A 16907-nucleotide genomic window follows, 5' to 3' on the forward strand; every position below is an offset into this window, starting at 1 on the left:
AGACCAGAACTGTCATGAAAAAGACCAAAATTGTTTGCACCATCGGTCCGAAAACCGAATCCGAAGAGATGCTGGCGAAAATGCTGGACGCTGGCATGAACGTCATGCGTTTAAACTTCTCTCACGGTGACTATGCTGAGCACGGCCAGCGCATTAAAAACCTGCGCAACGTGATGAGCAAAACCGGTAAAAAAGCGGCAATTCTGCTGGACACCAAAGGTCCGGAAATCCGCACCATCAAACTGGAAGGTGGCAACGACGTCTCCCTGAAAGCAGGTCAGACTTTCACCTTCACCACTGACAAATCTGTTGTCGGCAACGCGGACACTGTTGCCGTGACCTACGAAGGTTTCACCAACGATCTGAGCGTTGGCAACACCGTACTGGTAGACGATGGTCTGATTGGTATGGAAGTAACCGAAATCGTTGGCAATAAAGTTATCTGTAAAGTGCTGAACAACGGCGATCTCGGTGAAAACAAAGGCGTAAACCTGCCTGGCGTTTCCATCGCCCTGCCGGCATTGGCTGAAAAAGACAAGCAAGACCTGATCTTCGGTTGCGAACAAGGCGTCGACTTTGTTGCGGCGTCCTTCATCCGTAAACGTTCTGACGTGGTTGAAATTCGTGAGCACCTGAAAGCGCACGGCGGCGAGAATATCCAGATCATTTCCAAAATTGAAAACCAGGAAGGCCTGAACAACTTCGACGAAATCCTCGAAGCATCCGACGGCATCATGGTTGCGCGTGGCGACCTGGGCGTTGAAATCCCGGTTGAAGAAGTGATCTTCGCGCAGAAGATGATGATTGAAAAATGTATCCGCGCGCGCAAAGTTGTTATCACTGCGACCCAGATGCTTGATTCCATGATTAAAAACCCGCGTCCGACCCGCGCTGAAGCTGGCGACGTGGCGAACGCCATCCTCGACGGTACCGACGCAGTGATGCTCTCTGGCGAATCCGCTAAAGGGAAATACCCGCTGGAAGCGGTGACCATTATGGCCACCATTTGTGAGCGTACCGATCGCGTGATGACCAGCCGTCTGGATTTCAACAACGACAGCCGTAAACTGCGCATCACGGAAGCAGTTTGCCGCGGCGCGGTTGAAACTGCTGAAAAACTGGAAGCGCCGCTGATTGTTGTTGCGACTCAGGGCGGCAAATCTGCTCGCGCTGTGCGTAAATACTTCCCGGATGCCACCATTCTGGCGCTGACCACCAACGAAGTGACCGCGCGTCAGCTGGTGCTGAGCAAAGGCGTTATCCCGCAGCTGGTGAAAGAGATCTCTTCTACCGATGATTTCTACCGTCTGGGCAAAGAAGTGGCGCTGGACAGCGGCCTGGCAAGCAAAGGCGACGTAGTGGTTATGGTTTCCGGCGCACTGGTTCCGAGCGGCACCACAAACACAGCTTCCGTCCACGTTCTGTAATAATAACCGGACAATTCGGACTGATTAAAAAAGCGCCCTCGCGGCGCTTTTTTTATATTCTCGACTCCATTTAAAATAAAAAATCCAATCGGATTTCACTATTTAAACTGGCCATTATCTAAGATGAATCCGATGGAAGCTCGCTGTTTTAACACGCGTTTTTTAACCTTTTATTGAAAGTCGATGCTTCTTTGAGCGAACGATCAAATTTAAGTGGATTCCCATCAAAAAAATATTCTCAACCTAAAAAAGTTTGTGTAATACTTGTAACGCTACATGGAGATTAACTCAATCTAGAGGGTATTAATAATGAATCGTACTAAACTGGTACTGGGCGCGGTAATCCTGGGTTCTACTCTGCTGGCTGGTTGCTCCAGCAATGCTAAAATCGATCAGCTGTCTTCTGACGTTCAGACTCTGAACGCTAAAGTTGACCAGCTGAGCAACGACGTGAACGCAATCCGTTCCGACGTTCAGGCTGCTAAAGATGACGCAGCTCGCGCTAACCAGCGTCTGGACAACCAGGCTCACTCTTACCGTAAGTAAGAGTTCCTGTAATGAAATGGCGCACCCGGTGCGCCATTTTTTTTTGCCTGTAATATGCCCTTCTTTTTCGTCTACTGCGTTATAGCCTCTTGTTGTGCTTCTGCATCCACCGTTGTTCCTTTCACCCTGTTCTGTACCGATAACACGCTTTCTTTTGACGCTACCGCCGATGTTCTGGCCGGAATTGCTACCGGGTAACCCGCCCGACGATTCAACGCTTGCGTAATCATGCCACTATCACCGCCAGCACTGTGGATAAAAGCCTCCAGCGCGGGAGAGAAGTTGATCGGCACCGTCTGCGTATTTTCTTCAACTTTTTGTGCCAGCGGACGATGCACTTCAATAAAGTGCCGCCCGTCAGGCTCTACGGTGTATTTCACCGGCTCGTTGATGATTGTCACCCGCGTCCCAGCCGCAACCTGCGCAAACAGCGCCTGAATATCCGGCGCATTCATGCGGATACAGCCTGAGCTGACCCGTAACCCAACGCTGTCCGGCGCATTCGTACCGTGAATGAGATATTCACCATTACCAATCCCCAGACGCAGCGCAAAGCGCCCCAGCGGATTATTTGGCCCTGCGGGTACCACCGGCGGCAATTCAATGCCGTTTGCTAATGAACGCGCGCGAATGCCCGCAGTCGGTGTCCATGTCGGGTTCGGGATCTTCTGGCTAACTCGCGTCACCGAAACCGGCGTTTCCAGCCCCTGTTGACCAATACCTATCGGGTAAACCTGCACACTGTTTTTCCCCGGCGGGAAATAATAGAGTCGCAATTCCGCCAGATTAACCACAATGCCTTCGCGCGGCGTATCGGGCAAAATCATTTGTGAGGGGATAGTGACGATCGTGCCCGGTCTCGGTACGGGTGCAATCGTATTATTGGCTTCAAGGATCAACATGGCTGCCGTGTCGAAATGGCGGGCGATCGCCTGCAGGTTTTTATCCCCCGCCTGCACGGTGTAAGTCTGGTTTTGCCCAATGACACGGCTACCATCGGCAGGCAGGGGATATTCTGCCGCACGAGCCACCTGGAGTGCGCTTAAAGCGCCGAAAAGACATAAGGAGAGTAAAGACGCGCGTTTCATAGGAAGTTCCTGTATCCACTGACAAGGTGTCAGAAAGCTGAAGATCCAGCGAGGCGCTAAACACCTCGCGTCGTAACAGGATGAAATATGGTCTTTTAAGTTTAGCTAATGTTGGCTGCTTTGTTGCGAATCGCGCGGATCATCGCCTCAAGACCCTGCGAGCGAGAAGGGGTCAGATGTTGCGTGAGGGACATCTTTTCGAACCACGGGCGCACGTCAAACGCCACAATATCTTGCGCGGTCATCTGCTGATAGAGCACAAAGACGATGGCAATAAGCCCTTTGACAATCGCGGCATCGCTGTCGCCAGCCAGCTCTATCACGCCCGCTTCGTTGCAATGCATGACAATCCAGACCTGGCTCTGACAGCCCTGAATAATGTTCTCCGGGTTGTGCGCTTCGGCACTTAATTCCGGTAGACGCTGTCCCAGTTCAATAATATAGAGGTACTTCTCTTCCCAGTTGGCACAGCGGCTAAAATTGCGCAGCAGTTTCTCTTTATCGGGTAATGCGGCCATTTTTGCCTCTCACGTTAGCCCAGCAACTGATGAATACGTTTCAGGCCAGCCACCAGACGATCCACCTCTTCTTCTGTATTGTACATAACCAATGACGCGCGACACATGGCGGGAACATTGTAAAACGCCATCAACGGCATCGCACAGTGATGCCCGGTACGCACCGCAATACCGTAATTATCGAGGAAACTGCCGACATCATAGGCATGATGTTTCCCAAGATTAAACGCGATTACCCCCTGGCGCTGCGTCGGGCCATACAGTGTCAGATCCGGCACTTCTGCCAGCGCGTTGAGTGCGTAATGCATTAACGTCTGCTCGTATTCACCAATCGCTTCCAGCCCTAACTTATTGACATACTCAATCGCCGCGCCAAGCCCAATAATGCCGCCTGTGTTCGGCGTACCGGCCTCAAAACGCCACGGCGCTTTCGCATAAGTTGTGCCTTCGATCAGGCTCACAGTGGCGATCATCGAACCGCCCCCTTCCCACGGTGGCATATCCTGCAAGATAGCCTCTTTGGCATATAACACGCCGATACCCGTCGGCCCGTACAATTTATGGCCGGAGAAAACATAGAAATCGCAGTCCAGCGCCTGCACATCCACCGGATGGTGCATGACCGCCTGTGCGCCATCCACCAGCACTTTCGCGCCATGTTGATGTGCCAGCGCAATGATTTCCGCCACCGGGTTTTCGGTGCCCAGCACGTTCGACACCTGCGTGATCGCCAGTAGCCGCGAGCGTTCATCCAGCAGCGTGGGCAACACGTCCAGCTGCAGCGTGCCATCCTGGTTAAGCGGGATCACACGTAACTCTGCGCCCACGCGCTCGCACAGCATCTGCCACGGCACGATATTGGCATGGTGTTCCATCGCGCTAATGATAATGTTGTCGCCCGCGCGCACCTGCCTGTTCCCCCAGCTGTTCGCCACCAGGTTAATTCCCTCGGTCGTGCCGCGCACAAACACCAGCTCTTCGGGCAAACGTGCATGAAGAAACGCCGCTGCCTGCACCCGCACATTTTCCATCCGCTGAGTGGCTTCCGCGCTCAGCGTATGAATACCGCGGTGTACCGCCGCATAACCGTGGCGGAAAAATTCAGCTTCGGCATCAATCACCGGGTTCGGTTTTTGCGCACTGGCCGCACTGTCGAGATAGGCCAACGGTAGTCCGTTCACTTCACGCTGTAGCACCGGGAAATCGGCGCGAACGGCGTTCACGGGAAAACTCATACTCTGCCCCCTGCCAGGCGCTGGCTGATACGCGCCAGAACCTGTTGTTTCAATGCTTCGTCGCTAATGGCTTCCGTCAGTTCAGCCGCGAAGGCATGGATTATCATCTGTTGCGCCGCCTGTTGATTGATCCCTCGCGAGCGCAAATAAAACATCTGTTCATCATCAATGCGGCCAACGGTCGCGCCATGGCTGCATTTCACATCATCGGCATAAATTTCCAGTTGTGGCTTGGTGTCCACTTCAGCCAGACGACCGAGCAACAGATTATTGTTGGTCATCTGCCCGTCGGTTTTGATGGCATGTTGCGCAACTTTGATCAGACCATTAAACACCGCCCGGCCTTTATCGCTGACGATGGTTTTATGTAGCTGGCGGCTGTTGCAGTAGCCCTGATTATGCTCAAGCCAGGTACGGGTATCGCATACTTCCGCTTTCACCGGCATCGCCAGACTATTGATGCGCAACTGCGTGTTTTCGCCATTAAGTTGCGTACTGGTGTTATGACGCAACACCGCGCCGCCGAGCAGGAAACTGTGACTATCTGCCGCCGCATCTGCCGCCAGCAAGAGGTCATTATGCGCAAAGTGGTAGCTTTGCGGGTTTTCGAATGCCAGCTTGACGTGGTGCAGGTGCGCATTCGCCGCCACATTCATCGTCAGGCGTGAACCTGTAAAGTGGCGCGCATCGTTCAGGCTGACGTAATGTTCATAAACTGTCGCTTCCGCCCCCAGGCCAAGCTCAAGATGGTGGCGATAATGGGCGGTATTCATCTCCTCGCCCGCCAGCCCTTGAGTAATGTGCATAAGCAGCAACGGCTTAGCTGGCCGCTGGTTTCGCGCCACCTGAATCCAGGTCACGCTCTGCGCCAGGCTTTCTGTCAGATGCAGGAATACTTCCGGCTGCACCGGCGCAGGCAGCGCCTCTCGCACATCAGCAAAAGTGACATCAAAACCGGAACCCGCCGTGTCGTCACTCAGCGCCGCGTTAAATTGACCATCAACAAACACCAGCCGCACGGCGTCCACCGGCAGCGCCAGCGTATCGCGCTGCGCGGCACCGATAGTGCCATAGGTGCTAACAAACTGGCTGTTCAGCAACCCTTCCAGCGGCGTGTATTTCCAGTTTTCATGTTTGCGCGTCGGCAATCCTAAACGCAGCATTTGCTGCAGATGCTGCTGCGCCGATTCAGAACGCGCGCCGCCCTGCGTTTCAAACAGATGATGCCACTGTTGCAGCGCGTTACTGCTGTTCGGTAAGCCAGCCATAGCCCTGCTCCTCCAGTTGCTTAACCAGCGTGAAATCACCGGATTTCACGATGCGCCCCTGATACAACACATGGACGAAATCCGGCTTGATGTAATCCAGGATCCGCTGGTAGTGCGTGACAATGATAAATGCGCGTTTTTCGTCACGCAGCGCATTCACCCCTTCGGCAACAATTTTCAGCGCATCAATATCAAGGCCGGAGTCCGTTTCATCCAGAATGCACAGGTCAGGTTCCAGCACCGCCATTTGCAGAATGTCGTTACGTTTTTTCTCACCGCCGGAGAAGCCAACATTGACCGAACGGGTCAGCAAATCTTCCGGCATTTTCAGCAGCTTGATTTTGTCTTCCATCAGATCCTGGAAGTCAAACCGATCCAGCGCCTCTTCGCCGCGATACTCACGTACCGCATTAAGCGCCGTTTGCAGGAAGAACTGGTTACTGACGCCGGGGATCTCCACCGGATACTGGAACGCCATAAATACGCCTTCGCCGGCGCGGTCTTCCGGCGACAGCTCCAGTAAATCTTTGCCTTTAAACTCGACGCTGCCGCCTACCACTTCATAATCTTCACGTCCGGCCAGCGTCGCAGAAAGCGTGCTTTTCCCGGAGCCGTTCGGTCCCATAATCGCGTGAACTTCACCGGGGCGCACCTCCAGGCTCAGGCCACGCAGAATCGCTTTATCTTCAACGCTTACCTGCAAGTCTTTAATACTTAACATTTCTTATCCTTTAATCCTTAACCGACGCTGTGTTCAAGGCTGATAGCCAGCAGTTTTTGCGCTTCAACGGCAAACTCCAGCGGCAGTTCAGAGAAGACATCTTTACAGAAGCCGTTGACGATCATGGAGATAGCATCGTCTTCACTGATTCCGCGTTGCAGGCAATAGAAGAGTTGGTCTTCACCGATACGCGATGTCGTGGCTTCATGCTCAAGTTGCGCGCTGTTATTCCGGCACTCGACATACGGGAAGGTATGCGCCCCGCAATCTGGGCCGATCAGCATCGAGTCGCACTGGGTGAAATTACGGGCATTGGTCGCGGTCGGCATAATTTTCACCAGCCCCCGATAGCTGTTCTGGCTATGCCCGGCGGAGATCCCTTTCGAAATAATCGTCGATTTGGTGTTCTTGCCGATATGGATCATCTTGGTGCCGGTGTCCGCCTGCTGATGTCCGCTGGTCAATGCGACGGAGAAGAACTCACCGATCGAGTTATCGCCGCGCAGAATACAGCTCGGGTATTTCCAGGTAATGGCGGATCCCGTTTCAGACTGCGTCCATGACATCTTGCTGTTTTCGCCTTCGCACAGCGCACGCTTGGTCACAAAATTGAGGATGCCACCGGTGTTGTTATCCCCCGGGAACCAGTTTTGCACCGTGGAGTATTTCACTTCCGCGTCTTTGTGGATGATCACTTCCACCACTGCCGCGTGCAGCTGATAGCTGTCGCGCACCGGTGCGGAACACCCTTCGATATAGCTGACGTAGCTCCCTTCATCCGCCACCAGAATGGTGCGCTCGAACTGGCCGGTTTTTTCCGCGTTAATGCGAAAATAGGTCGACAGTTCCATCGGGCAACGCACGCCTTTCGGGATGTAGATAAACGTGCCGTCAGAGGCAACGGCGGCGTTAAGCGCGGCGAAAAAGTTGTCATTAGAGGGCACCACCGTTCCGAGGTATTTTTTTACCAGTTCCGGGTGGTCATGTATCGCCTCGCCGAACGAGCAGAAGATGATTCCTTGCTCAGACAATTTTTCACGGTAGGTCGTCGCCACGGAGACGGAGTCAAAAATGGCATCGACTGCCACTTCTTTGCCTTCGCGCACCGGGACGCCGAGTTGGTTAAACGCCTCTTCAACTTCTTCCGTCAGCCAGGCATTTGCGCCGGTCTGTTGCACCGCGCCGGGCTGTGAGGCGCACGTGTCGTCGCAGTTGCCACAGGAAGGTGCGGAGTAGTAACTGTAATCCTGATAATCCAGTTTTTCGTAATGGGCTTTCAGCCAGTGTGGCTCTTCCATCTCCAGCCACGCCCGGAAAGCGTTCAGGCGAAATTCGAGCATCCATTCTGGCTCATTGCGTTTCGCTGAAATGGCCCGCACGACATCTTCATTGATGCCTTTTGCCAGCTCGTCAGTGCTTAACCTGGTAAAAAAGCCCTCTTTATAATTGAGGTTGCCGCCGGTCCAGATTTTGACATCGTCAGTTGCTTCAGTATTACGAGACATAGTACCGCCTATACCCCGAAACTTTCGCCACAGCCGCATTCGTGCTGAGCTTTCGGGTTATGAAATTTGAAGATCTGATTTAAACCTTCACGCACGTAATCTACTTCGGTGCCGTCAATAAACGGCATCGCCTGCAGCGGTACGTAAAGGCGTGCGCCGTCAGATTCGTAAAGCAAATCGTCTTCGTTCGGTTCCGTCACGGTATCGAGTACATAGCCAAAACCTGCGCACCCCGTCTGCTTGATACCCAGCCGTACACCGAGTACTCCGGCCTGCTTACTGACCAGCGCACGGATATGTTCTGCGGCAGCGGGTGTCATGGTTAGCCCCCGCCACGTAAAATCTTGCGGATTAAATGATTCCATCGTTTACCTCACATCAGCAGATCAAAGGCTCATAATGCTATGTTAGTGATAATGATTATCACTTCAACCTCTTTTCCGAAGGGTTATTACCCATGAGTCCCTTTTTTCGGCACATGGTATAAGCATAGACTCTGCGCCAGGGCTTTACAGGTAAGTGAAAATTTGTTTAATAAATTGATAAATAATGATTTTAGAGGGCACTGCGGCGAATAAGGGGTAAAAAAGAAAAGATGTATAGTCAATACCTATTATTGAGATAGGGTGTTGGTATTTCTTAATGAAAAAAGTGACTCGCTTAGTAAAACATTACCTTTTCGCAAAACGGCGTCTTAAACGCATAACCCCAACTTCAGCGCTTTGCGTTTTCAAAATTAATCTCCAGTGATATCAATAGGCCGCATGTCGACGGCAAAATAGTCATAGTAAAAAGTTGAACCGGATGCTGGAATGAGTGTCCGAAAACAAGGATTTTTGACCACATTTGAGCAAGTTATGGATAAAACGGCGTTGATTTTGTTGTTGCTTGCGGTGGTGGTTCTGGTGGTGGGTTTATGGTCAATTTTCAGCGAAACGCTGTGGGTAGTAGCCAGCTTCCTGGAAACGTTGCTTTACCCAACTATCTCCACGCCGGAGTGACGTTATGGTGTTCTGGTCGCGACAGGAAAATGGCTCTGGAATAAGAGAAAACTGTCGAAAAAGAAGAAATGCCCCTCTCATTTCTGAGATAAAGTCAGCTATGTTCGGTTTTTTAAAAATGCGCTCACCTCGCTGGGCCATCAAACAAGGAGAGTATTGATGCATGCAAAACCAATGATGTCTTTTTTAGATAGCGGCGCGGGTTTTCCCGTGCTGTTGGGCCATAGCTATTTGTTCGATAAATCGATGTGGTCGCCGCAAATAGAAACACTCAGCCAGCACTTTCGTGTGATAGCCCCGGATTTGTGGGGACATGGCGAATCCCCTGCTTTGCCTGGCTCCCCAGCCTCTCTGGCCGATATTGCCGCAGACCATTTGGCTTTAATGGATTCACTCAAGATCGACCAGTTTGCCGTGGTCGGCTTATCGGTTGGTGGAATGTGGGGAGCAGAACTCGCTGCCGCCGCACCTGCGCGTGTGAAGGCAATGATGTTATTTGATACCTTTATTGGTGATGAAACCGATGTGGCGCGTGAGCGTTACTTCGCGATGCTCAACGCCATCGATGCGACTGGCACCATTCCGCCAGCGTTGCTTGATTATATTGTCGGTCAATTTTATTCGCAGTTTGCCGCGCCTGCAGATGTTCAGCAGCTTACCGCATATCTTTCCTCACTTTCTGCGGAGCAGCTTCGCAAAAGCATCGTGCCGCTTGGTAAATTGATTTTCGGCCGACCAGATCGTATGAGCATTCTGGATGCTGTGGCTTGTCCGGCGCATGTGGCAACTGGCGAACTGGATCTGCCGCGCCCGCCAGTGGAAGGGCGACAGATGGCAGAAGCATTAGGTTGTGAATTCACGTTGATTCCTAATGCGGCGCATATCAGTAACCGGGAGAACCCCCAATGTGTTACGCAATTGATTGTCGATTTCCTGAAACAACATTGTTGATTCCCCTTACATTGTAAAAGGCAGGTAATTTACACACCCGGCGATAGTTTAAGACTGACCATTTCATTAACCGGACGGGAAACAGAATCAGATGATATGTTTCCCGTTTTTTTTCTGTTATTCCCAATCAGGTTATACCTGTCATAAAAATGTCATTATATTTTTATGTTCGCCCATCTATTTTTAAACGTATCCTAAATACATCTTCAATACGCCTGCTTAACATTGCCGCCCTAAAAGGTAATAAAGCTCCCGGCTTTTAAATACCCGCGTATTATCCGCAAACATCTTACTTATGGTTAATAGTGTTAATTCATTGGTGCTTTATTGCTGTAAGCCAAACACCGGGCAGGCGCTCGTTATGCTTATTCGCAGCCAATCACATTTATCACGACAAAACAACAACCTAACTCAAACCATACGTAAAAATCAAAATCATCAAACCAACTAAATATAAACATTAAGAATAATCTTCTCTGTTAATTTATAGATTTAAGCGATCATTTTCCTAAGAGTAATAGCTACAAACTATCAAAATAAGATAATCGATCATTTAAAACAATTTTCAATCGTTATCCGGGCCTGTGTAGAATTAAAAATTGTTCATTAAGAATGTCCTGTTCTTTTGAGTAGGGGCTAAATCAGGAAAATGAAAATTAACACACTGGAAATTAAAGGCAGAAAATTCCTGATGACGGCAGAGTTTCATCCCATCATTACGCTCTCAGGAAAAAAGATCCTCCGCTATCAAGCAGTAGCACAATTCTATAACGGTGAGGATTTTCTCATTCCCGCTGAGCAAACAGGCGTGCTTCTCGAAGAAACGGCGGTCAACAGAAAAGTAACCGATTTTATTTTTGAGGTTATTTGTCATGTACTAAAAATGAAGGAAACCATGACGGTTTCCTTCATTTTATCGCCGCAGTTAATTAATGATATGGATTATCTTACCCAGCTCATTGAACGCTGCCAGCACAATGATATTGCCCCGCAACGTATCGAAATTGAAGTCAGCAACAATCTTACTTACCCTCAATTTATCAGTAAGTTACCAGCATTAAAGCAAGCCAGAGAGTACGGTTTTATGGTTTCACTCGGTAAGTTTGGTTGCGGAAATGAACATGCAGAGCGCCTGCAATTGTTTGCATTCAATACCATCAAAATCGATCGTTCCCTTGTTGACGGCATTGCCCGCCACCCGGCAAAACTTTCAACACTGCACCGTTTCATTGACAGCGTGATACCAGCCGGGACGGATGTGATTTGTGAAGGCGTGGACAGCACCGCCGACCTCGCCCTGCTTAACAGGTATAACGCTGGCGGTATTCAGGGGTACACCTTTTCCCGCCCGCTGACCTTTAAGCAACTCCAGCTACTGGAAGGGTTCTGAACCCGCACAAAAGCCGCTGGCGGACGATCGGTTAAAAGCGCTGCATCAGACTGGCTGCCCGTGTCTTATTCCTCTGCGTTTTCGCGGGTGCAGATGATCGCTTTATCTTCAGTGTGCTTGCTGTCCGCGTAGAAAAAGGCTTTTTTGCCCGTTTCGATCTGCGTGATGATATGGATCGCCGCCCAGTTGGTCGCCTTGTTTTGATCCTGGCTGTCGGTGTAAATCAGCGCGCGTCCGGAGTATTGATCGGAGATCTCATATGGCTTCTCCTGTGGATTCGTGTAATGTCGGCCATTGATAGTGAGCCCATCCGGTTCGACGCTGGCGCGGTATTCATCGCACTGCAGTGTGATGCCCGCAGCAGAGGAATACGCCGATAATAAGGCTAAACAGCCGCCCGCAATAAACTTGACCATAACCATCCCGTATACATTTTGTTGGCAACAGAATAATACAGCGCCCCTGAAAAGGGGCGCGTTAACAAAGGTTAGTTATAAAGCGAAGGTTCGCCGACCGGGCGGGTTTTAAAACGCCGGTGGATCCAGAGATACTGCTCCGGTGCGCGCAGAATTTCGCGCTCAATCACTTTGTTCATGTAGCTGGCGGCGGCAAACTCATCCTGAACCGGATAGTCATTCATCGCCTGGCCGATATGCAGCGAATAACCAGAGCAATCCTCTTTGCGCACCATCGTGACCGTCAACATTTTTGCCCCGGAAAGGCGCGATAAAACGTAGGTGCCGTTGGTGGTTGCCGCGTTTTGAACACTAAAGAACGGGGCGAAAATACTGCCTTTGCGACCGTAATCCTGATCCGGCGCGAACCAAACGGCTTCCCCTTGTTTCAGCGCATTGACCAGGCCTTTCAGGTTACGGCGATCAATCATCGACTTATTGGAACGCATACGACCGCGCGTCTGTACCCACTCCATTAGCACATTATTATGGGGACGATAGGTCGCCATCATTGGCTGACAAAGCCCCATTACGCGCCCGCCTAACTCCAGCGACATAAAATGCACGCCGACCACCATCACGCCACACTGGCTGGCCTGGGCGGTCTGTAAATGCTGATAGCCTTCGACGTCAAACCAGCGGCGTACGCGCTTATCCGACCAAAACCACGCCATGCCGGTTTCAATCAACCCCATGCCCAACGACATAAAGTTTTTCGCAATCAGCCGCTCACGCAGCTCATCACTCATATGGGGGAAACAGAGTTCGAGATTACGGCGAGCGATACGCTCGCGACGTTGCAGGAATCGACGCGATTGCCGACCGAGCCCCGCGCCAAAGCGGGCAAGAACAGGATAAGGAAGTTGAACAAGTAGCCAGAGTAAACCGAGTCCGGCCCATGTCACCCAATGTCGTGGGTGTAAAAACGCTAACTTAAATGATGTCATCATTGTTACCTAAAAGCCTCTATTCAGTAGCGCTTAAAGAGACAATGAATCACTTCATCAGGTCATTACGCGTTACAGCCAATCGCGCCGGTTGCAGATAACCGGGCGGTACATCCAGTGCCGGACAATATAGCACGAAGAGCTAAAATCTAATGCGCAGAATAATGAATAAAAAATGAAGATTTTTCGGCGGTTATCCCGCCGAAAATAATCAGACGATTGCTGTGGTCAGCCGTGATGAACAGCACAGGCGGGATTGTTCGTCATAAATATCGATTTGCCAGACCTGATGCCGCCCGCCCGTATGCAGCGCCCGACAGACACCGCGCACGCGCCCGCTACGCACCGAGCGCAAATGGTTGGCGTTAACCTCCAGCCCCACCACTTTCTGTTCCCCTTCTGTACACAAATAGCCTGCAACAGAACCGAGTGTTTCAGCGAGTACCACCGACGCGCCACCGTGTAACAGGCCAAAAGGCTGATGAGTTCGTTGATCTACCGGCATGCTCGCCTCCAGCGCATCGTCACTGATGCGCTCAAAGTGAATATCCAGCAACCCCACCATATTGCCATCACCCATTGCATTCAGGGCTTCCAGCGTAACCGCACGTTTCCAGATCATCCCAAAATCTCCAGTAAGGCCTGAAGTGGATGGCGCACGCCATTCCCTTCGATTCGTTTCACCTGGCTGCGACAAGAGTAGCCGGTCGCCAGACAGCGATTACGCGGCAAACGCTGCATTGCCTGATGCCAGGAAAGCTCATAAATGCCCAGCGAACTGGCATGGTTCTTCACTTCATGACCATACGTTCCGGCCATACCGCAGCAGCCCACGCTGACATTTTCCAGCACCGCGCCGAAGCGCGCGAAAATCGCCGCCCATTGCCCCGTAGCACCCGGTAGCGCCGTCACTTCTGTGCAATGACCGAACAGATACCAGGGCTCGCCGCTGCGTGCTCGCTCATCGATGTTATCCAGCGCCGAAGGCAACCATTCATGCACCAGTTGCACATGAAAATCCCCACGCTTATCGCCTAACGCCAGCTTGTACTCGTCGCGGTAGCAGAGCACCAGCGCCGGGTCGACACCCACCATTGGCATGCCCAGTTGTGCCACGCGATTAAGGAAATCTGCGGTTTTCTGCGCCGTTTTGGCAAAGCGATTGAGGAAACCTTTAATGTGTTGCGCCTTGCCGTTTGGTGAGAAAGGCAGCACTACCGGCGCGAAGCCGAGCCGTTCGACCAGTCGAACAAAATCGGCCACCACTTGTGCATCGTAATAGCTGGTGAACGGGTCCTGCACCACCAGCACAGTTTTCGCTTTCTGTGCGTCATCGAGCTGCTCAAGCTGCTCAAGCGTCATGTTCGCCGTGCGATGCCCAACCATCTGACGCTGCAATGACGGCACCGACAGCAACGGTAAATCCACCATGCCGATATGCTTCTCAGAAAGGGAACGTACCCACGGCTGGTTCATAAAGAAGTTAAAGGTCTTCGGCGCGCGCGCCATTAAAGGCGCATAGCTTTCCACCGTGGCAACCAGATGATCGCGCACCGGGCGCAGATAACGGCTGTGATAGAGCTGCAGGAAGCGTGACCGGAACTCCGGCACATCAATCTTGATTGGGCACTGCGTTGAGCACGCTTTACAGGCCAGGCAACCGGACATCGCCTCTTTGACCTCATGCGAGAAATCATACTCACCGCGACGCGCATGCCAGCTATTGCGCGTACGCTCAATTAATGTACGTAAACTGGCTCGCTTTTCCGGCAGCTCTTTTTCCAGCTTAACCGGATCGATGCCGCGATCGGCCAGCAATCGCAGCCATTCGCGCACCAGCGTTGCCCGTCCTTTTGGTGAATGAATACGGTTCGCCGAGATTTTCATCGACGGACACATCGGGCTTTTCACATCGAAATTAAAGCACAAGCCATTACCGTTACACTCCATGGCACCACGCCATGAGGAGCGCACGGCGATAGGAATTTGCCGGTCAAGCGTGCCGCGTTTAACGTCATCCACCTTCTTCATCGGCGCATCAATGCCTTCAGGTGGGCAGATTTTACCGGGGTTCAGACGGTTTTCCGGATCGAATGCCGCTTTAATTTTGCGTAACTCGCCATAAAGCTGCTCGCCAAAAAAGGCCGGGCTATATTCGGCGCGGAAACCTTTCCCGTGCTCGCCCCACAGTAAACCGCCATATTTCGCCGTTAGCGCCACCACATCATCGGAAATGGATTTCATCAGCACTTCTTGCTGCGGGTCGCACATATCCAGCGCAGGCCGCACGTGCAACACCCCGGCGTCAACGTGACCAAACATGCCGTAGCTCAGGCCGTGCCCATCAAGCAATGCACGAAATTCAGCGATATAGTCCGCCAGATGTTCCGGCGGTACGCAGGTATCTTCCGCGAAGGGAATCGGCTTGGCCGCGCCTTTCGCGTTCCCTAACAACCCGACGGCTTTTTTACGCATGGCGTAAATGCGCTCGATCCCCGTCAGATCCTCGCACAATTGCCAGCCAATCACGCCGCCTTCACCATTGGACATTAACGTATCGAGGCGCTGGCACAACGCCTGTACTTGCGCATCAATCAGCGGTTGATCGTCACCGGCAAACTCAACAATATTCAGGCCAAGCATGTTTTTATCCGGCACATCAGTAATTAACTCTTTCACCGAGTGCCAGACAATATCTTCCCGCGCCAGGTTGAGCACTTTCGAATCCACGGTTTCGACGGAGAGCGCTTGCGCTTCCACCATAAACGGCGCATTGCGCAGCGCGGAATCAAACGAATCATATTTAACGTTCACCAGACGGCGAACTTTTGGTAGCGGCGTAATATCAAGGCGCGCTTCGGTAATAAACGCCAGCGTCCCTTCTGAGCCAGTCAGAATGCGGGTTAAATCAAATTCGGTCATTTCGTCATTAAACACATGACGCAGATCGTAGCCGGTCAGAAAACGGTTCAGTTTAGGGAAACTATCCAGAATCAACTGACGATTATCACGACAACGCTCCAGCACCGTTTTATAAATGCGTCCGATAGCGGTGCTGGCATTGCCCAGCGTTTCTGCCAGCGCCACCGGCATCGCCTGTGTATCAAGGATATCGCCGCCCAGCAACACAGCGCGGACACCCAGCACATGGTCAGAGGTTTTCCCGTAAACAAGGGAACCCTGCCCGGAAGCGTCGGTGTTGATCATTCCCCCCAGGGTCGCGCGGTTGCTGGTCGACAGCTCTGGCGCGAAGAAGAAGCCATAAGGTTTCAAATACTGGTTGAGCTGATCTTTGATGACGCCCGCCTCAACGCGCACCCACCCCTCTTCGGGGTTGATTTCCATAATGCGATTCATATAGCGGGACATATCAACGATGATGCCCTGGTTCAGCGCCTGACCATTGGTGCCGGTACCGCCGCCGCGCGGAGTAAAGACCAGCGTGCGAAAACGCGGCTCGGCAGCGAGGCGTGTGATCAAGGCAACGTCGGACGTTGAACGAGGGAAAACGACGGCATCGGGTAATAGCTGGTAAATACTGTTGTCTGTCGCCATCGTTAGCCTGTCGGCGTAGCTGGTGGCGGTATCACCGGTAAAACCTTGTTGCTCCAAAGCCTGCAAAAAATTCAGCACCAGTTGAACGACGCCCGGTGCCTGGGAAATCTGTGGGATCATTATGCTTGACCCTGCCTGACTGTTAGTGTTGTGAAGTGTTAATCGTTTGCTTTAAGCATTCATCGTTGTATCACATTTTTTTCTTATGCGCCCATGAGAATTACAGGCAGAATCGGACTGTCCAAAACTGCTGAAATCATTAATCATTATCACTGGTGATTTCCAGAAACACCGAATTTT

The 16907-nt window shown here is 51.8% G+C and carries 16 protein-coding genes; 5 read left to right on the forward strand and 11 right to left on the reverse strand.

What is annotated here, in order from left to right; translation table 11 throughout:
• The first annotated feature begins 14 nt into the window (after positions 1-14).
• Together pykF and BN2591_RS04550 are read left to right on the forward strand one after the other, a co-directional pair.
• The gene (gene pykF, locus BN2591_RS04545; RefSeq protein WP_086869401.1) at positions 15-1427 is read left to right on the forward strand and encodes a pyruvate kinase PykF; all 1413 of its coding nucleotides are present in this window, start codon (positions 15-17) and stop codon (positions 1425-1427) included.
• Positions 1428-1736: 309 nt separating this feature from the next.
• Complete coding sequence (locus BN2591_RS04550) at positions 1737-1973, forward strand: major outer membrane lipoprotein (RefSeq protein WP_007374746.1); 237 nt, start codon at positions 1737-1739, stop codon at positions 1971-1973.
• Positions 1974-2044: 71 nt separating this feature from the next.
• Here BN2591_RS04550 and ldtE read toward each other — a convergent pair whose 3' ends face one another.
• The 7 genes from ldtE to sufA form a co-directional block, all read right to left on the reverse strand.
• The gene (gene ldtE / locus BN2591_RS04555) at positions 2045-3061 is read right to left on the reverse strand and encodes a L,D-transpeptidase LdtE (protein ID WP_086869403.1); all 1017 of its coding nucleotides are present in this window, start codon (positions 3059-3061) and stop codon (positions 2045-2047) included.
• Between the two features lie 101 nt (positions 3062-3162).
• Entirely contained in the window at positions 3163-3579 is a 417-nt protein-coding gene (gene sufE / locus BN2591_RS04560) for a cysteine desulfuration protein SufE (protein WP_086869404.1), read from the reverse strand.
• A gap of 14 nt (positions 3580-3593) precedes the next feature.
• Complete coding sequence (gene sufS / locus BN2591_RS04565) at positions 3594-4814, reverse strand: cysteine desulfurase SufS (RefSeq protein ID WP_086869406.1); 1221 nt, start codon at positions 4812-4814, stop codon at positions 3594-3596.
• Positions 4811-6082 (reverse strand): Fe-S cluster assembly protein SufD, encoded by a 1272-nt coding sequence (gene sufD / locus BN2591_RS04570; protein ID WP_086869407.1) that lies wholly within the window; start codon positions 6080-6082, stop codon positions 4811-4813. Before sufD ends, sufS begins: the two co-directional genes overlap by 4 nt.
• Complete coding sequence (gene sufC / locus BN2591_RS04575; RefSeq protein ID WP_086869408.1) at positions 6057-6803, reverse strand: Fe-S cluster assembly ATPase SufC; 747 nt, start codon at positions 6801-6803, stop codon at positions 6057-6059. Before sufC ends, sufD begins: the two co-directional genes overlap by 26 nt.
• 17 nt (positions 6804-6820) lie before the next feature.
• On the reverse strand, positions 6821-8308 hold the full coding sequence (gene sufB, locus BN2591_RS04580) for a Fe-S cluster assembly protein SufB (RefSeq protein WP_086869410.1): 1488 nt from the start codon (positions 8306-8308) through the stop codon (positions 6821-6823).
• Between the two features lie 8 nt (positions 8309-8316).
• Positions 8317-8673 (reverse strand): Fe-S cluster assembly scaffold SufA, encoded by a 357-nt coding sequence (sufA, locus tag BN2591_RS04585; protein WP_086869412.1) that lies wholly within the window; start codon positions 8671-8673, stop codon positions 8317-8319.
• Between the two features lie 447 nt (positions 8674-9120).
• Here sufA and BN2591_RS04590 point away from each other — a divergent pair, with 447 nt between their 5' ends.
• The 3 genes from BN2591_RS04590 to BN2591_RS04600 all read left to right on the forward strand — a co-directional run bounded on the left by BN2591_RS04590 (position 9121) and on the right by BN2591_RS04600 (position 11650).
• On the forward strand, positions 9121-9309 hold the full coding sequence (locus BN2591_RS04590; protein ID WP_086869414.1) for an Ecr family regulatory small membrane protein: 189 nt from the start codon (positions 9121-9123) through the stop codon (positions 9307-9309).
• 159 nt (positions 9310-9468) lie between these two features.
• Positions 9469-10260: an alpha/beta fold hydrolase gene (locus BN2591_RS04595; RefSeq protein WP_086869415.1), complete on the forward strand. Its 792-nt coding sequence runs from the start codon at positions 9469-9471 to the stop codon at positions 10258-10260.
• Positions 10261-10909: 649 nt separating this feature from the next.
• Positions 10910-11650, forward strand: a complete 741-nt coding sequence (locus tag BN2591_RS04600; RefSeq protein ID WP_086869417.1) for an EAL domain-containing protein — start codon at positions 10910-10912, stop codon at positions 11648-11650.
• Positions 11651-11715: 65 nt separating this feature from the next.
• Here the strand turns inward: BN2591_RS04600 and BN2591_RS04605 are convergent, their stop codons facing one another.
• The 4 genes from BN2591_RS04605 to ydiJ all read right to left on the reverse strand — a co-directional run bounded on the left by BN2591_RS04605 (position 11716) and on the right by ydiJ (position 16727).
• Positions 11716-12066, reverse strand: coding sequence for a hypothetical protein (locus BN2591_RS04605; RefSeq protein ID WP_244172975.1), 351 nt, complete (start codon positions 12064-12066; stop codon positions 11716-11718).
• Positions 12067-12137: 71 nt separating this feature from the next.
• Complete coding sequence (gene lpxP / locus BN2591_RS04610) at positions 12138-13055, reverse strand: kdo(2)-lipid IV(A) palmitoleoyltransferase (protein ID WP_086869421.1); 918 nt, start codon at positions 13053-13055, stop codon at positions 12138-12140.
• 208 nt (positions 13056-13263) lie between these two features.
• Entirely contained in the window at positions 13264-13674 is a 411-nt protein-coding gene (menI, locus tag BN2591_RS04615; protein ID WP_086869422.1) for a 1,4-dihydroxy-2-naphthoyl-CoA hydrolase, read from the reverse strand.
• A complete protein-coding gene (ydiJ, locus tag BN2591_RS04620; protein WP_086869424.1) occupies positions 13671-16727 on the reverse strand; it encodes a D-2-hydroxyglutarate dehydrogenase YdiJ in 3057 nt (1018 codons plus the stop codon). The genes menI and ydiJ overlap by 4 nt, the downstream gene beginning before the upstream one ends.
• Positions 16728-16907: the final 180 nt, after the last annotated feature.

The organism is Kosakonia pseudosacchari, assembly GCF_900184035.1.
Taxonomy (GTDB): Bacteria; Pseudomonadota; Gammaproteobacteria; order Enterobacterales; family Enterobacteriaceae; genus Kosakonia; species Kosakonia pseudosacchari.

Excerpts from the sequence above, each read along its gene's own strand:
- pykF (WP_086869401.1), top strand. The coding sequence starts at position 15 with ATGAAAAAGACCAAAATTGTTTGCACCATCGGTCCGAAAACCGAATCC.
- BN2591_RS04550 (WP_007374746.1), top strand. The coding sequence starts at position 1,737 with ATGAATCGTACTAAACTGGTACTGGGCGCGGTAATCCTGGGTTCTACT.
- ldtE (WP_086869403.1), bottom strand. The coding sequence starts at position 3,061 with ATGAAACGCGCGTCTTTACTCTCCTTATGTCTTTTCGGCGCTTTAAGC.
- sufE (WP_086869404.1), bottom strand. The coding sequence starts at position 3,579 with ATGGCCGCATTACCCGATAAAGAGAAACTGCTGCGCAATTTTAGCCGC.
- sufS (WP_086869406.1), bottom strand. The coding sequence starts at position 4,814 with ATGAGTTTTCCCGTGAACGCCGTTCGCGCCGATTTCCCGGTGCTACAG.
- sufD (WP_086869407.1), bottom strand. The coding sequence starts at position 6,082 with ATGGCTGGCTTACCGAACAGCAGTAACGCGCTGCAACAGTGGCATCAT.
- sufC (WP_086869408.1), bottom strand. The coding sequence starts at position 6,803 with ATGTTAAGTATTAAAGACTTGCAGGTAAGCGTTGAAGATAAAGCGATT.
- sufB (WP_086869410.1), bottom strand. The coding sequence starts at position 8,308 with ATGTCTCGTAATACTGAAGCAACTGACGATGTCAAAATCTGGACCGGC.
- sufA (WP_086869412.1), bottom strand. The coding sequence starts at position 8,673 with ATGGAATCATTTAATCCGCAAGATTTTACGTGGCGGGGGCTAACCATG.
- BN2591_RS04590 (WP_086869414.1), top strand. The coding sequence starts at position 9,121 with ATGAGTGTCCGAAAACAAGGATTTTTGACCACATTTGAGCAAGTTATG.
- BN2591_RS04595 (WP_086869415.1), top strand. The coding sequence starts at position 9,469 with ATGCATGCAAAACCAATGATGTCTTTTTTAGATAGCGGCGCGGGTTTT.
- BN2591_RS04600 (WP_086869417.1), top strand. The coding sequence starts at position 10,910 with ATGAAAATTAACACACTGGAAATTAAAGGCAGAAAATTCCTGATGACG.
- BN2591_RS04605 (WP_244172975.1), bottom strand. The coding sequence starts at position 12,066 with ATGGTCAAGTTTATTGCGGGCGGCTGTTTAGCCTTATTATCGGCGTAT.
- lpxP (WP_086869421.1), bottom strand. The coding sequence starts at position 13,055 with ATGATGACATCATTTAAGTTAGCGTTTTTACACCCACGACATTGGGTG.
- menI (WP_086869422.1), bottom strand. The coding sequence starts at position 13,674 with ATGATCTGGAAACGTGCGGTTACGCTGGAAGCCCTGAATGCAATGGGT.
- ydiJ (WP_086869424.1), bottom strand. The coding sequence starts at position 16,727 with ATGATCCCACAGATTTCCCAGGCACCGGGCGTCGTTCAACTGGTGCTG.